General features: G+C 69.7%; 13 protein-coding genes and 2 pseudogenes. 8 read left to right on the top strand and 7 right to left on the bottom strand.

The features are described 5' to 3' along the window. The 5 genes from QMX80_RS14485 to QMX80_RS14505 form a co-directional block, all read left to right on the top strand. The coding region (locus QMX80_RS14485) for an efflux transporter outer membrane subunit (protein ID WP_282277762.1) at window positions 1–819 on the top strand (819 nt) is incomplete at its 5' end. 13 nt (window positions 820–832) lie between these two features. Continuing rightward, window positions 833–3,607, top strand: a complete 2,775-nt coding sequence (mgtA, locus tag QMX80_RS14490) for a magnesium-translocating P-type ATPase (RefSeq protein ID WP_282277764.1) — start codon at window positions 833–835, stop codon at window positions 3,605–3,607. 30 nt (window positions 3,608–3,637) lie between these two features. Continuing rightward, window positions 3,638–4,366, top strand: coding sequence for an MgtC/SapB family protein (locus tag QMX80_RS14495; RefSeq protein WP_055766114.1), 729 nt, complete (start codon window positions 3,638–3,640; stop codon window positions 4,364–4,366). 121 nt (window positions 4,367–4,487) lie between these two features. Continuing rightward, window positions 4,488–5,528, top strand: a complete 1,041-nt coding sequence (locus QMX80_RS14500) for an ATP-binding protein (RefSeq protein WP_282277766.1) — start codon at window positions 4,488–4,490, stop codon at window positions 5,526–5,528. Continuing rightward, on the top strand, window positions 5,525–6,148 hold the full coding sequence (locus QMX80_RS14505; RefSeq protein ID WP_055766111.1) for a response regulator transcription factor: 624 nt from the start codon (window positions 5,525–5,527) through the stop codon (window positions 6,146–6,148). The genes QMX80_RS14500 and QMX80_RS14505 overlap by 4 nt, the downstream gene beginning before the upstream one ends. A 100-nt stretch (window positions 6,149–6,248) precedes the next feature. Here QMX80_RS14505 and QMX80_RS14510 read toward each other — a convergent pair whose 3' ends face one another. The 4 genes from QMX80_RS14510 to QMX80_RS14525 are packed head-to-tail and all read right to left on the bottom strand — an operon-like array spanning window position 6,249 to window position 9,753. After that, window positions 6,249–6,893 carry an ABC-type transport auxiliary lipoprotein family protein gene (locus QMX80_RS14510; protein ID WP_282277768.1) on the bottom strand — a complete coding sequence of 215 codons (645 nt, stop codon included), beginning with the start codon at window positions 6,891–6,893 and terminating at the stop codon, window positions 6,249–6,251. Beyond that, window positions 6,890–7,816: an MlaD family protein gene (locus tag QMX80_RS14515; protein ID WP_055766103.1), complete on the bottom strand. Its 927-nt coding sequence runs from the start codon at window positions 7,814–7,816 to the stop codon at window positions 6,890–6,892. The genes QMX80_RS14510 and QMX80_RS14515 overlap by 4 nt, the downstream gene beginning before the upstream one ends. A 3-nt stretch (window positions 7,817–7,819) precedes the next feature. Further along, entirely contained in the window at window positions 7,820–8,629 is an 810-nt protein-coding gene (locus QMX80_RS14520; protein ID WP_282277773.1) for an ABC transporter ATP-binding protein, read from the bottom strand. An 11-nt stretch (window positions 8,630–8,640) separates the two neighbouring features. Beyond that, complete coding sequence (locus QMX80_RS14525; protein WP_282277775.1) at window positions 8,641–9,753, bottom strand: ABC transporter permease; 1,113 nt, start codon at window positions 9,751–9,753, stop codon at window positions 8,641–8,643. Window positions 9,754–9,843: 90 nt separating this feature from the next. Between QMX80_RS14525 and QMX80_RS14530 the strand changes: the two genes are divergently transcribed. Continuing rightward, entirely contained in the window at window positions 9,844–11,112 is a 1,269-nt protein-coding gene (locus QMX80_RS14530) for a threonine/serine exporter family protein (protein WP_055767320.1), read from the top strand. Window positions 11,113–11,184: 72 nt separating this feature from the next. On the opposite strand, the pseudogene QMX80_RS14535 reads toward QMX80_RS14530, so the two are convergent. The 3 genes and pseudogenes from QMX80_RS14535 to QMX80_RS14545 all read right to left on the bottom strand — a co-directional run. Then, window positions 11,185–11,553, bottom strand: a pseudogene (locus QMX80_RS14535) (H-NS histone family protein); the annotation flags it as partial. A 154-nt stretch (window positions 11,554–11,707) separates the two neighbouring features. Beyond that, window positions 11,708–13,402, bottom strand: a complete 1,695-nt coding sequence (locus QMX80_RS14540) for a proline--tRNA ligase (RefSeq protein ID WP_282277779.1) — start codon at window positions 13,400–13,402, stop codon at window positions 11,708–11,710. A gap of 74 nt (window positions 13,403–13,476) precedes the next feature. Next, complete coding sequence (locus QMX80_RS14545; RefSeq protein WP_055766087.1) at window positions 13,477–13,860, bottom strand: DUF4124 domain-containing protein; 384 nt, start codon at window positions 13,858–13,860, stop codon at window positions 13,477–13,479. A gap of 82 nt (window positions 13,861–13,942) precedes the next feature. Here QMX80_RS14545 and pssA point away from each other — a divergent pair, with 82 nt between their 5' ends. Both pssA and QMX80_RS14555 read left to right on the top strand, forming a co-directional pair. Beyond that, the gene (pssA, locus tag QMX80_RS14550) at window positions 13,943–14,722 is read left to right on the top strand and encodes a CDP-diacylglycerol--serine O-phosphatidyltransferase (RefSeq protein ID WP_055766083.1); all 780 of its coding nucleotides are present in this window, start codon (window positions 13,943–13,945) and stop codon (window positions 14,720–14,722) included. Next, a pseudogene (locus QMX80_RS14555) lies at window positions 14,719–14,984 on the top strand (alanine acetyltransferase); the annotation flags it as partial. The gene pssA and the pseudogene QMX80_RS14555, both read left to right, overlap by 4 nt.

Raw genomic sequence — 14,984 nt, forward strand, 5'->3', positions numbered from 1 at the left:
GCGGGGGTGGCGGGGGGGGGCGTTGGCGCCGCGCAGCAACCGGGGCGGGCGCAGGCCCAGGCGCAACTGCCGCCGCTGCGCAGGGAACTGGCCGCGCGCCGCCACCAGCTGGCGGCGTTGACCGGGCAGCTGCCGGGCGAGGCGGTGCTGCCCGCGTTGCAGCTGGAGGCGCTGTCGCTGCCGGCCGAACTGCCGGTCGGCCTGCCCTCGCAACTGGTCCGGCAGCGCCCGGACGTGCGCGCCGCCGAGGCCCGGCTGCATGCGGCCAATGCCGACATCGGCGTGGCCACCGCCGCGCGCCTGCCGGCCATCACCCTGAGCGCGGGCGCCGGACGTTACGGCGCGCAGGCCTCGCCGTTCGGGCAGGCCGGCGCCGGGTTCTGGTCGATCGGCGCGGACCTGCTGCAACCCCTGTTCCATGGCGGTGCGCTGCGGCATGGCCAGCGCGCCGCCGTCGCCGCGCGCGACCAGGCCCAGGCGCAGTACCGCGCCACGGTGCTGACCGCCTTCCAGGACACGGCCGACGCGCTGCAGGCCATCGTCAGCGACGCGCAGGCGCTGCAGGCGGCCAGTGCCGCCGATGCCGCGGCGCGCCGCAGCCTGGCCATGGCCAGACGCCAGCGCGAACTGGGCGCGGCCTCGCAGGCCGAACTGGTCCTGGCCCAGCAGGCCAGCCAGGAAACCGCCATCGCTCTGGTCCAGGCCCGCGCCGGACGGCTGGCCAGCACCGTGGCGCTGTACCAGGCGCTGGGTGGCGGCTGGTCGCAGGACGCCGATGCCATCCCTGGTGCGCGAGTGAGCGCGCCATCCCTTCCGTGACGGGAGCAGACCCATGAAGCCTTTCGAAACCCTGCTGAAGAACCTGTTCAGCGCCTTCGTCCGCCGCCGCCGCGCCAGCGGCCTGTTCGGACGCCCGGCCGTGCTCGACGGCATGGACCGCCGCGATGCGTCCGGGCCGGCGTTCGAGCGGGTTGCGCGCGGCCTGCGCCGTGCCGCCAGCGAGGATCTTGCGGCGGCACTGGCGCGGCTGGGTTCGCACGAGGACGGGCTGAGCGCCGCCGAGGCAGCAGCGCATCGCGACCGCGCCGGTCCCAACGAGGTCGGCCACGAGAAGCCGCTGCCGTGGTGGCAGCACCTGTGGCACTGCTACCGCAATCCGTTCAACCTGCTGCTGACTCTGCTGGCGGTGATCTCGTTCCTGACCGAGGACATGACCGCGGCCATCGTGATCGGCACGATGGTGGTGCTCAGCACGCTGATCCGCTTCGTGCAGGAAGGCCGCTCCAACCGCGCCGCCGAACGGCTCAAGGCGATGGTCGGCAATACCGCCACGGTGCTGCGCCGGCAGGCGGTCGATCCGGAGGTGGTCGAGGTCGGCGAGAAGTACTTCGGCGTGCACCTGCACACCCACCGCGCGGCCACCACGGTGGAGCTGCCGATCCGCGAGCTGGTGCCCGGCGACCACGTGCTGCTGTCGGCCGGCGACATGATCCCGGCCGACTGCCGCCTGCTCGCGGCCAAGGACCTGTTCGTGTCGCAGGCGGCGATGACCGGCGAGTCGTTGCCGGTGGAGAAATTCGCCGGCATCGGCCAGCCGTTCGAATCGGTGTTCGACGCGCCGAACCTGGTGTTCATGGGCACCAGCGTGACCTCCGGCTCGGCCACCGCGCTGGTCGTGGCCACCGGCCCGCGCACCTATTTCGGCGCGCTGTCCGAGCGGGTCACCGCCAGCGACCGCACCACCACGGCGTTCCAGGCCGGCGTCAACAGCGTGAGCTGGCTGCTGATCCGCTTCGCCCTGGTGATGGCGCCGGTGGTGCTGCTGATCAATGGCTTCACCAAGGGCGACTGGACCGAGGCCTTCCTGTTCGCCCTGTCGGTCGCGGTCGGGCTCACCCCCGAGATGCTGCCGATGATCGTCACCTCGACCCTGGCCAAGGGCGCGGTGCTGCTCTCGCGCAAGAAGGTCATCGTCAAGCGGCTGGACGCGATCCAGAACTTCGGCGCCATGGACGTGCTGTGCACCGACAAGACCGGCACCCTGACCCAGGACCGGATCGCGCTGGAGCGGCACACCGACGCCGACGGCGCCGTCTCCGACGAGGTGCTGCGCTACGCCTTCCTCAACAGCTGGTACCAGACCGGGCTGAAGAACCTGCTCGACCACGCGGTGCTGGAACACGCCGAACTGCAGCAGGAGATGCGCATCGCGCAGGAGTACAGCAAGGTCGACGAGATCCCCTTCGATTTCCAGCGGCGGCGGATGTCGGTGGTGGTGGCCGACCGCGACGGCGGGCGCACCCTGATCTGCAAGGGCGCGGTGGAGGAAGTGCTGGCCGGCTGCAGCCGCATCCGCGTCGAGGGCGCGGACGTGCCGTTGGACGGCGTGCGCCTGGAGCGGGTGCGCGCCGTCACCCGCGAACTCAACGGCCAGGGACTGCGCGTGGTCGCGGTGGCGGTCAAGGACAGCCCGGCCGCGCAGACGGTGTACTCGGTGCGCGACGAGAGCGGCCTGACCCTGGTCGGCTACATCGCCTTCCTCGACCCGCCCAAGGAATCCACCGCACCGGCGCTGCGCGCGCTGGACGAGCACGGTGTGCGGGTGAAGGTGCTGACCGGCGACAGCGAACTGATCGCCGCGCACGTCTGTGGCCGGGTCGGGCTGGAGCACGCGGACATCCTGCTCGGGCCGCAGGTGGAGACGATGGACGACGCGGCATTGGCGCAGGCGGTCGAGTCGCACCAGGTGTTCGCGCGCCTCACCCCGCACGACAAGGAGCGCATCGTGCGCGTGCTGCGCGGCAACGGCCACGTGGTCGGCTTCATGGGCGACGGCATCAACGACGCGCCGGCGCTGCGCGCGGCCGACATCGGCATCTCGGTGGACTCGGGCGTGGACATCGCCCGCGAGGCCGCCGACATCATCCTGCTGGAGAAGAGCCTGATGGTGCTGGAGGAGGGCGTGATGGAGGGCCGCAGGACCTTCTGCAACATGCTCAAGTACATCCGCATGACCGCCAGCTCCAATTTCGGCAACGTGTTCTCGGTGCTGGTGGGCAGCGCGTTCCTGCCGTTCCTGCCGATGCTGCCGCTGCAGCTGCTGGTGCAGAACCTGCTGTACGACGTGTCGCAGACCGCGATCCCGTTCGACGAGGTCGATGCCGAACTGGTGGCCCGGCCGCTGCGCTGGAACCCCGCCGACATCGGCCGCTTCATGGTCTTCTTCGGGCCGCTCAGCTCGGTGTTCGACATCATCACGTACCTGGTCATGTGGTATGTATTCGGCGCCAACAGCGTGGCCGGGCAGGGGCTGTTCCAGTCCGGCTGGTTCGTCGTCGGACTGCTGACCCAGACCCTGATCGTGCACATGATCCGCACCCCGAAACTGCCGTTCATCCAGAGCCGGGCGGCCTGGCCGCTGACCCTGACCACGCTGGTCATCATGGCCATCGGCGTGCTGCTGCCGATGAGCCGGCTGGGCGCATGGTTCGGGCTGCAGCCGCTGCCGCCGGCCTACTTCCCGTGGCTGGTCGGCATCCTGCTCGGCTATGCCGCGCTGACCACGGCAATGAAGAAGCTCTACGTCCGCCGCTTCGGCTGGCAGTAAGGCCACACCCCCACAAGGAAGGGAACCGCGATGCATGCCATCCATTTCAGCAGCCTCGAGGCGTTGGCGACCACCTTCGTCAACCTGGCCGCGGCATTCCTGCTCGGCGCGCTGATCGGCATCGAACGCCAGGTGCGCCAGCGCACCGCCGGGCTGCGTACCAACACGCTGGTGGCGGTGGGCGCGGCGATCTTCGTGGCGCTGGGCACGCGCCTGTTCGAGATCAACGGCGGCTCGCAGACGCCGATCCACATCGTCGCCTACGTGGTCTCGGGCATCGGTTTCCTTGGCGCCGGCGCGATCATGAAGGAAGGCGCGAGCATCTCCGGCCTGAACACCGCGGCCACGCTGTGGGGCTCGGGCGCGGTCGGTGCCTGTGCCGGCTCCGGCCTGCTCGGCGAGGCGGTGCTGGCGGCGCTGTTCGTGCTCGCGGCCAATACCCTGCTGCGGCCGGTGGTCAACCGGATCAACCGCCGTCCGTTCCGCGAGGAAGCCAGCGAAGCCACCTACATGGTCTACGTGATCTGCGCGCGCGAGGCGCAATCGGATGTGCGCGAACGGATGGCCGAACTGCTGGAGGAGGCCAGCTACCCGCCGCGGCAGATCGAGGATCATCCCTTCGGCGGCGGCGAGGTCGAGATCGAGTTCACCCTGTATGCCACTGCGGTGCAGGCCGGCGAGCTCGACGCCGTGGTGGAGCGCGCCGAGGCGCTGCCCGGCGTGCGCCAGGCGTTCTGGAACGCCGGCGAGGAAGGGTGAGCCCATGAGCGGCATCGGCGCGGGCGGAATGGGCGACAATGCGCGCCGGCGGCATGCGGATGGACGTACGCCGCCGATCGCCCGATCGCCGCAGGCCGAGTCCATGTCGCCACCGCCACGCATGCCCCTTGTATTGAGGATCGCCCTGATCGTCGCGGTGATGGCGGCGATCTTCGCGGTCGATACCACCACCCGCTACGAGGTCGCCGCCGCGGTGTTCTACGCGGTGGTGATCCTGACCACGGCGCGCCTGTTGGGGCGGCGCGCGCTGGTGGCGCTGTGCGCGGCCTGCGTCGTGCTGACCGTGGCCAGCCTAGTGTTCACCCCGCATGGCGACCTGCGTTCGGGCCTGATCAACATGGGCATCAGCGTCGCCGCGATCGTGATGACCACCTGGCTGGTGCTGAAGATGGAGACCGCGCGCGCCGCCGCGCACGAGGCGCAGGCGCAGCTGCTGCGCATCGCCCGCATCAAGAGCCTGGAGGGCCTGACCACCTCCATCGCGCACGAGGTCAACCAGCCGCTGGCGGCCATCGTCACCAGCGGCAACGCCTGCCAGCGCTGGCTGGCGCAGGAACCGCCGAACCTGGAGCGCGCGCGGCAGGCGCTGGAGCGCATCCTCGCCGATGCCGGCCGCGCCAGCGGCATCATCGCCCGGGTGCGCAGCCTGACCCGCGGTGAGCCGCCGCAGCGCAGCGCGTTCGACTTCAACGACGCCGTGCAGGAAGTGCTGGCGCTGTCGCAGGCCGGCATGGAGATCAACCACATCGCGCTGACGGTGGAACTGGCCGACGGCCTGCCGCCGGCGCTGGCCGACCGGGTACAGGTGCAGCAGGTGGTCGGCAACCTGCTGCTCAACGCGATCGAGGCGCTGGGCCCGGTGCCGGCGGCGGCGCGGCGGTTGCGGGTCGAGTCGGCGCGCGACGGCGAGGCGATCCTGTTCACCGTGACCGATTCGGGCGTCGGTATCGTGCCGGGCATGAGCGAGCATCTGTTCGACGCGTTCTGGACTACCAAGGACGAGGGCATCGGCGTGGGATTGAGCATCAGCCGGGCGATCATCGAAGCCAACGGCGGGCGCATCTGGGCCGAGCCGTTGGTGCAGGATGGGGCGGTGTTCCATTTCCGCCTTCCCGCCGCGGGCGCGGAGCCGCGGCCATGACCCTACAGGCGACGCCACCGGAACCGGTGGTCTATGTGGTGGACGACGACGCCTCGGTGCGCGCCGCGCTGGAGGACCTGCTGGCCTCGGTGGGCCTGCAGGTGCGGGCGTTCGCCTCGACCGGCGAATTCATGGCCCATCCGCGCGGCGAAGCACCGGGCTGCCTGGTGCTGGACGTGCGCATGCCCGGACAGAGCGGCATGGATTTCCAGCGGCAGATGGCCGAGCGCGGCATCGCCCTGCCGGTGGTGTTCATCACCGGCCATGGCGACATCGCCATGGGCGTGGAAGCTATGAAGAACGGCGCCATCGAATTCCTCACCAAGCCCTTCCGCGACCAGGACCTGCTGGACGCGATCCATGCCGGCATCGGCAAGGACCGCGAGCGGCTGCGCGAAGCGGCGCAGCTGGCCGAACTGCGCGCGCGCTGGGAGTCGTTGAGCGCAGGCGAACAGGACGTGGCCCGGCTGGTGGTGACCGGGCTGCTCAACAAGCAGATCGCCGCGCAACTGGGCATCAGCGAGATCACGGTCAAGGTCCGCCGCGGTCATGCGATGCGCAAGATGCAGGCCCCCTCGCTGGCCGACCTGGTGCGGCTCACCGCACGGCTCGGGTTCTGAGGCCGCGGCATATCCCCATCAGCAGAACCCCGGCGGGGCGTTGCCGGGAATGCCTCAGCGGGGCGTTGCCCCGCTCTGCATTGGGCGGGGCGGCCGATCTTCAGTGCTTGTCCGCGCCTGCCTGCCGGTCTGCCTGGCCGGTGGCCAGGGTCCAGCCGACCAGGTCGGTCACGGTCCTGTTCAGCGCGGTCTCGAAGGCGGCGGTGACACTGCCCACCTCGGTGCCGGCGGCGGGCTCGGCGACAAGGAAAGTACGCGAGGCGACCACGCGCTGGTCCAGGCTGTGGATCAGTTTGGCGTTGAGTTCGATGGTCGCGGCCGGACGTTCGTTGCCGGCGTAGTCCGATTCGAAGCGGCGCAGGTCGATGGCGAGCTTGTAGTCGGAGCGGATGCCGGTGGCGATGCGCGCCACCGCGCCGATCCGGCCGGAGTCCTCGAAGCCGCGCAGCAGCGCGTCCTCGAGCATGTCGGTGGCCGGCTGCGACCAGGTGGCGCCGCGGTAGACCTCCAGTTCGCCAGGGGTCGGGCGCACGTTGATGCGCGGGCTGTCCACCAGGCGCGCGGCGGCGGGCTTGGCGATGGCCAGCTGCCAGTCCACCTGCGGCCAGGACGGATCGGCGCTGATGCGCGCCTGCGGCGCGTAGATGGTGATCGGATGGCGGTCGCCGCTGGCCAGCACCGAGCAGCCGGCCAGGGCCAGGAGGCAGAAGGGAGCGAGCAGTCGCATCGGCGGGAAGCGCTTCATTTCGGTTCGAACTCCTTCGGGGCATCGCGGCCGAGCAGGTAGCGTGCCGGGTTGTTCTCGAGACGGTCGCTGACCCGGCGCAGGTCGCGGATCAGCCCGCGCAGTTCGGTCAGGGTCGGGCCGAGCTGGGCCAGGCCGTCATTGGCGAAACTGTTGATGGCGGCGCGGTTCTCGCCAAGGATCGCGTTGGCGTTGCCGGCGGCCGAGTCGAGCTTGGAAAGGCTGGCGTCGAGCTTGTCCAGCGTGGCGGGCAGCTGGCGCACGACGTTCTCGTCCAGGTGCTGGATGGTGCCGTTGGCGGTGGCCAGGGTGGCATTGAGGTTGCGCGCGGCGTCGCGCGCTTCCAGCAGCAGGGCCTGGGTGCCCTGGTCGCGGTCGGCCAGGCTGCCGCTGATGGTTTCCAGGTGCGCCAGGGTGTTGGAAATGCGTTCCACGTTCTGGTCGCTGAGCATCTGGTCCATGCGTTCGACCACGCGGTTGGCCACGTCGGTGATGTTCTGCAGCGCCGAAGGCGAGGTCTGGATGGTGGGCACCGCATCGCGGCTGACCGTGGTCAGCGCTGCCGCCTGCGGGCTGCCGCCGCTGAGCTGGATGATGGCCGGGCCGGTGATGCTGGTGATCGCGAGCTTGGCGCGGGTATCGGTCTTGACCGGCGTGGTCGAGTTCAGGCGCAGCCGGGCGATCACCTTGCGCGGGTCGTCGGGCGCCAGCGACAGGTCGGTGATCGAGCCGACCGAGATGCCGTTGTACTGCACCGGGCTGCCGACCGACAGGCCGGTCACCGCCTCGTCGAATACCACCCGGTATTCCTGCCAGGTGCGGTCGGAGGAGTACTTCGCCGCCCACAGGCCGAAGGCGAGCAGGGCCAGCGACACGATGAGGGTGAAGGCGCCGATCAGGACGTAATGGGCTTTGGTTTCCATGGGTCAGGCGTGCTCGGGCTGGAGGCCGCGCGCGGCGCGGGCGCGGGGGCCGTGGAAATACTCGCGGATCCACGGGTGGTCGAGGCGTTCGATTTCCGGCAGCGGCGCGGTGGCGACCACCTTGCGGTCGGCCAGCACCGCGACCCGGTCGCAGATGGCGTAGAGCGTGTCCAGATCGTGGGTGATCAGGAACACGGTCAGGCCCAGCGCTTCCTGCAGGGTCTTGATCAGGCGGTCGAAGGCGGCCGCGCCGATCGGGTCCAGCCCGGCGGTGGGCTCGTCCAGGAACAGCAGCGGCGGATCCAGCGCCAGCGCCCGCGCCAGGCCGGCGCGCTTGCGCATGCCGCCGGACAACTGCGAGGGCAGCTTGTTGATGGCGTCGGCCGGCAGGCCGGCCAGCTTCACCTTCAGCAGCGCCAGTTCGTAGTGCCAGCGCTCGGGCAGTTCCGGATGGTGTTCCTTCAGCGGCACCTGCACGTTCTCGCCGACAGTGAGCGAGGAGAACAGCGCGCCGTCCTGGAACAGCACGCCGGTATTGCGTTCGATATGCAGGCGCGCCGCCGGATCCTCCGAGCGCGCATCCACGCCCAGCACCTCGATCTGCCCGGCGTCGGGCGTGCGCAGGCCGAGGATGGAGCGCATCAGCACCGACTTGCCGGTACCCGAACCGCCGACCACGCCGAGGATCTCGCCGCGGCGCACGTCCAGGTCCAGGTCTTCGTGCACGGTCTGGCTGCCGAAGCGGTTGACCAGCCCGCGCACGCGGATGGCCAGCTCATCACCGTGCTCCTCGCTTCTGGAAGGAATCGCCATCGTGCCGCCCCTTACCAGTCCATGTGCATGAACCACAACGCGGCCAGCGCGTCGAGGATGATGACCAGCGAGATCGTCTGCACCACGCTGGAGGTGGTGCGTTCGCCCACCGACTGCGCGGTGCCTTCCACCTTCAATCCTTCCAGGCAGCCGATCAGGGCGATGATCAGCGCGAACACCGGCGCCTTGGACAGGCCCACCAGCAGGTGCCGCACCTGCATGGTGTCGTGCATGCGCGCGATATACATCTGCGGCGGAATGCCCAGGTCGAACGCGCCCACGGTGACGCCGCCGGCCAGGCCGGCGACCATGGCGATGAAGGTCAGCAGCGGCAGCATCACCACCAGCGCCAGCACCCGCGGCAGCACCAGCAGGTCGATCGGGTCCAGGCCCAGGGTCTGGATCGCGTCGATCTCCTCGCGCGCCTTCATCGCGCCGATCTGCGCGGTGAAGGCGCTGGCGGTGCGCCCGGCCAGCACGATGGCGGTCAGCAGCACGCCGAACTCGCGCAGGAAGGCGATGTTGACCAGCTCGACCACGTAAATTTCCGCGCCGAAGTCGCGCAGGATGGTCGAACCGAGGAAGGCGATCACCGCGCCGACCAGGTACGACAGCAGCGCGATCAGCGGCACCGCGTCCAGCCCGACCTCTTCCATCTGGTGCACGGTGGAGGTCAGGCGCAGGCGCCGCGGCTGCCGCGCCAGCCGCGCCAGCTTGGCCAGGTTCTCGCCGAAGAAGCCCAGCAGCACCACGATGTTGTCGCCGATGGCGTGCACCGAGCGGCCGAGCCGGTCCAGTGCCGCGGCCACGCCATAGTCGCGCTGCGGCCGCGGGCGCTCGTCGGCGACCTCGTCGATGGTGCAGACCAGCGCCTGGTGTTCGTCGCGGAACCGCAGCGCGTCGTCGGCGAGCCCGGCACCGCGCGAGAAGCGCAGCAGCTGCAGTACGCCGGCCGAATCGAGCTGGTCGATGCCGCGCGCGTCCAGTCCGCGCACCGGCGCGTGGATGCCGCGCAGGGCCTCGGCCGATTGCAGGGCGGTGGACAAGGTCCAGCTGCCCGACAGCCTGAGTTGGCCGTCGACGTCCGGGTCCATCGCGCAGTGGGGCGGTTCGGCGTTCTTCATGGGGGGCGTCCGGCGCCGAGCATAACCTGTCGCCCGTCATGCGCCCATGAGTCGATCAGGACGACGCGCTTCCGGGTGATACTAATGCGCATGTCCGCCGAATCCATCGCCCCCGTCTCCATCGCTCCCGGCCGCGCCACCTATGCGCAGCGCGTGGCCTTCGTCTCGGAGATCGCCGGCCGCCTGCACAGTTATGGCACCACGGCGCAGCGGCTGGAGGCGGCGGTGGTCGCGCTGGCGCAGCGGTTGGACCTGGATTGCGAACCCTGGTCCAACCCGACCGGCATCATCCTCAGTTTCAGCGACCCGACCCAGGCGATCGGCTCCAGCGACATCACCCGCGTGATCCGCCTGGACCCCGGCAGCAACGACCTGCACAAACTGACCCTGGCCGACCAGATCGCCGATGCGGTGGTCGGCGGGCAGATGAGCATCGCCCAGGGCCATACCGCGCTGCGCCAGCTCGACAAGGCGCCTACCTGGCGCGACAACGCGCAGATGCTGCTGTCCTTCTGCCTGGGGTCGGCCGGTGTTGCCGGCATGTGGCGGCTGCCGTGGCTGGATATCGTCACCGCCGGTTTCACCGGCCTGCTGATCGGGCTGATGCTGTTCTATACCGACCGGCGCGTGGCCACCCGCGAGGCCAGCGACGCGCTGGCCGCGCTGCTGGCCGGTTTCGTCGCGGTACTGGTGGCCAGTTTCATCGGCCCGTTGAACCAGAACTCGGTGATCATCGCCTCGCTGGTGGTATTGCTGCCGGGCATGGCGTTGACCAATGCGGTCAACGAGCTGGCCAGCCAGCACTGGGTATCGGGCACGGCGCGTTTCGCCGGCGCGCTGACCACGATCATGAAACTGACGGTGGGCGCGATGATCGCGGTGACCATCACCGGCCTGATCGGCCTGGAGCCGCTGGTACGCGCCTCGCGCCCGCAGCCGGAATGGGTGGAATGGGGCTCGGTGATGCTGGCCGCGTTCGCCTTCGCGATGCTGTTCCGCGCCTCGCGCCGCGATTACCCGTGGGTAATGGCCGCCTCGCTGGCCGGTTATGCCATTTCCCGTTACGGCGGCCAGCAATGGGGCGGGCCGGCGGGGATATTCCTGGCGGCGATGATGCTGACCGCCGCCGGCAACCTGTTCGGCCGGTTGGCGCAGCGGCCGGGCGCGATCATCCGCCTGCCCGGCATCATCATGCTGGTGCCCGGCAGCATCAGCCTGCGCGGGGTATTGAGCCTGATCCAGCAGCAGAGCGTGAACGCCGGCGAATCGGCGCTGCTGACCGTGCTCAACGTGGTGATGGCGCTGGTGGCGGGGTTGCTGTTCGGCAATCTGCTGGTGCCGGCGCGGAAGAATCTCTGAGGCAGGAACGAGCGGAAAACAGAAACGCCGGCATAAGCCGGCGTTTCTGTTTCCAGAAGGAACCCGATCTTACTTCTGGATCAGGAAATCCTCGACCTTGCGGCCGCCGGAGGTGTACTCGGCCAGCCAGCGCGGCTGCTTGCCGCGGCCGGTCCAGGTATTGGCGGCATTGGCCGGATCGCGGTACTTCGGCGCGACCTTCACGCCCTTGTTCGCGCTCTTGGCCGGGGCCTTGGCGGCGCGAGGGGCACGGCTGGCCTTGGGCGCACCGGCGCCGAACAGTTCCTCGATGCTGTAACCGGCCTTCTGCGCGGCCTTGACCAGCTGGGTGCGGACCTTGGCGATGGGCTGGCGCTTGGCGACGACGGTCTTGCGCTTCTGCGCGTCGCGGATCAGGGAGGCCAGTTCTTTGGCCGACAGGCCGCTCAGGTCAATACTCATCGAATAGCTACTCCGGATAATGGGGTTGGGCATGGCCATTCCGTGGCAGCGCGACGAAGCATACCGGCTGTTTCACGGCGACGGCAAACGATAATGCAGGCGCGGTATTGTTTCCGTGAGAAAAGGCCGGGTTTTCGTCCCGGCCTTTCCGCGATCAACCGGCGATTTTCAGCAGCAGCCCGGCCCTGTCCAGATTTTCGGCCTCGCTGGCCGAGCGCGCCCGGTATTCGTAGGTGCCGGCGGCCAGGCCGCGTTCGGACACCACGATGCGGTGCGGAATGCCGATCAGTTCCATGTCGGCGAACATCGCGCCCGGGCGCAGGCCGCGGTCGTCCAGCGCGGCGTCGACGCCGGCGGCCTGCAGTTCGGCCAGCAGCGCCTCGGCGGCGGCGGTGACGGCCGCGTCCTGCTTCGGGTTGATCATGCACACCACCGCCTGCCACGGCGCCATCGCCACCGGCCAGAGGATGCCGGCCTCGTCGTGGTTCTGCTCGATGGCGGCGGCGACGATGCGCGATACGCCGATGCCATAACAGCCCATCGCCATCACCGCGGCCTTGCCGTTCTCGTCCAGCACCGTGGCCTTGAGCGCCTCGGCGTATTTGCGGCCGAGCTGGAATACGTGGCCGACCTCGATGCCGCGCGCGATCTTCAGTTCGCCGCCATCGTGGGCGCGGTCGCCGGCCACCACGTTGCGGATGTCGGCCACTTCCGGCTCGGCCAGGTCGCGGCCCCAGTTCACGCCGGCGATGTGGAAACCCTTTTCGTTGGCGCCGACGACGAAGTCGGCCATCGCCGCGACCTCGCGGTCGGCGACGATGCGGATGGCCTTGCGCGGATCCAGCGGGCCGAGGAAGCCGGGCTCGCTGCCCAGGTAGTCGGCGATCTCGGCTTCGCTGGCCATGCGGTAATCGGCCAGGCCGGGCACCTTGGCCAGCTTGATCTCGTTGACGTCGTGGTCGCCGCGCACCAGCGCCAGCACGAATTCGTCGCCGGCGGTCATCACCGCGATCGACTTGACCGTGCGCAGCAGGGCGATGCCCATCAGCGCCGCCACTTCCTCGCAGGTCTTCTGGGTCGGGGTTTCGATCTTGCGCAGCGCTTCGGCCGCCGCGCCGCGCGGTGCCGGATCGGCGGCGATGGCGGCCTCGACGTTGGCGGCGTAGTCCGAGCCGGTGGAGAACACCAGCGCGTCCTCGCCCGAATCGGCGATCACGTGGAATTCCTGCGAGGCGTCGCCGCCGATCGCGCCCGAATCGGCCTGCACCGCGCGGAACTCCAGCCCCAGGCGGGTGAAGATGCGGGTGTAGGCGGCCTTCATGTTCTCGTACTCGGCCACCAGGCTGGCCTCGTCAAGGTGGAAGGAATAGGCGTCCTTCATCAGGAACTCGCGCGCGCGCATCACCCCGAAGCGCGGGCGGATCTCGTCGCGGAACTTGGTCTGCACCTGGTAGAAATTGACCGGCAGCTGCTTGTAGCTGGACAGCTCCTGGCGCGCGAAGTCGGTGATGGCCTCCTCGGCAGTGGGGCTGTAGCAGTATTCCTGCTCCTTGCGGTCCTTGATCTTCAGCAGCTGGCCGCCGAACTTCTCCCAGCGGCCGGTTTCTTCCCACAGTTCCTTCGGCTGGATGGTCGGCAGCTGCAGTTCCACCGCGCCGGCGCGGTTCATTTCCTCGCGGACGATGCCTTCCACCTTGCGCAGCACGCGCAGGCCCAGCGGCGACCAGGTGTACAGGCCCGAGGCCAGCTTGCGGATCATGCCCGCGCGCAGCATCAGCTTGTGGCTGACCAGCTCGGCGTCGGCGGGGGTTTCCTTGGTGGTGTGCAGGTGGAAGCGGGAAAGGCGCATGGGGAGGCTTCACGGAACGGCGGACCGCCTATTCTGCCAGAAGCCCCGGCGCCGCAAGGGCCGGCGCGGCGCGGCTATTTCTTGCAGTAGACCGCCGCGCTCGCCTCGGCGAGCTGCTTCTGCGCCGCGCGCTGGGCGTCGTCCAGGGGGGTGTCCGGCTTGCCGTCGCCGTTGGTGTCCTGCATCAGCGGGCCATTGCCGGCCAGCAGCTCCAGGTTGCGGCGCGCCGCGGTGCACTGCGGATCCTCGCCAGCCTTGTCCGGCTCGGCCGCGGCCACCGGCTCGCCGGAGGCGCTGATGCGGCGGGTTTCGTACTTCTGCCCGGCCGGGGGGCGCTCCGAATACTGGGTCACGCCGTTGGCGTCCTTCCACTTGTACAGGTTGCCGTTGCCGGCAATGGCGCCGTGGGCGGCGCTGGCCAGTACCAGCAGGCAGCAGAAACGGGGCAGGGCGCGCATGGCGACTCCGGTCGCTTGGACGGGGTGAAGGGCCGATTGCAGCACCCGGTGACGCGGCTGGCAAGTCGATTAAACTGGTCCCATGGACGAAACGAGACCGCCGCCGCGTTCGCGCAGCATCTACCTGCTGCCGAACCTGTTCACCACCGCCGGGCTGTTCGCCGGCTTCTACGCCATCATCGCCGCCTCCAACGGCGACTTCGTCAACGCGAGCATCGCGGTGTTCGTGGCCGGAGTCATGGACGGGCTGGACGGGCGCGTGGCGCGCCTGACCGGTACCAGCAGCGAATTCGGCGTGCAGTACGACTCGCTGGCCGACCTGGTCAGCTTCGGCATGGCGCCGGCGCTGGTGATGTACCACTGGTCGCTGTCCTCGCTGAAGTTCGACGGCGACGTGATGGGCCGCGTCGGCTGGCTGGCGGCCTTCCTGTACGCGGCCTGCGCGGCGCTGCGCCTGGCCCGGTTCAACACCCAGGTCGGGACGGTGGACAAGCGCTGGTTCGTGGGCCTGGCCAGTCCGGCGGCGGCGGGGCTGATGATGTCCTTCGTCTGGGCCTTCGCCGACGGCAACCTGGGCTGGAGCGGCGAGGAGCTGCGCTACGTGGCGCTGGCGGTGGCCATCGTCGCCGGCCTGCTGATGGTCAGCCGCATCCGCTTCTGGAGCTTCAAGGGCGGCGGCGAGAAGGGGCCGCGCTCTGAGCGCGTGCCCTTCGTGGTGCTGGCGCTGGTGCCGATCATCATCGCCATCATGGTGGTGGACCTGCCGCGTACCCTGTTCGTGGTCGGCGTGCTGTACGCGCTGTCCGGGCCGGCGATGTGGCTGTGGCAGCGTTGGCGCCAGCCGGCCAGCAAGGTGCAGTGAACGCCGCCGCGTCCAGGCCGTTGTGGTCGCCGCAGCAGCAGGCATGGCTGCAGGCGATGGGCTATGGGGTCTATCTGGAGGGCGGTGCGCTGGATGCGCCGCTGCCGCAGGCCGTGGCACGCACTGCGATGCCGGCCGCGGCCGATATCGACGCCGCTCCCGCACCGGCTCCCGTGCGCACGCCGCCGCCACCGCGCCGCGAAGCGCCCGCGCCGACGCCGACGCCGCCTGATGCGCCGGCCACCGCGCCGGAGGCCCGACC

Origin of the sequence: Stenotrophomonas sp. PS02297 (assembly GCF_029959705.1) — a bacterium.
Classification (GTDB): domain Bacteria; phylum Pseudomonadota; class Gammaproteobacteria; order Xanthomonadales; family Xanthomonadaceae; genus Stenotrophomonas; species Stenotrophomonas nitritireducens.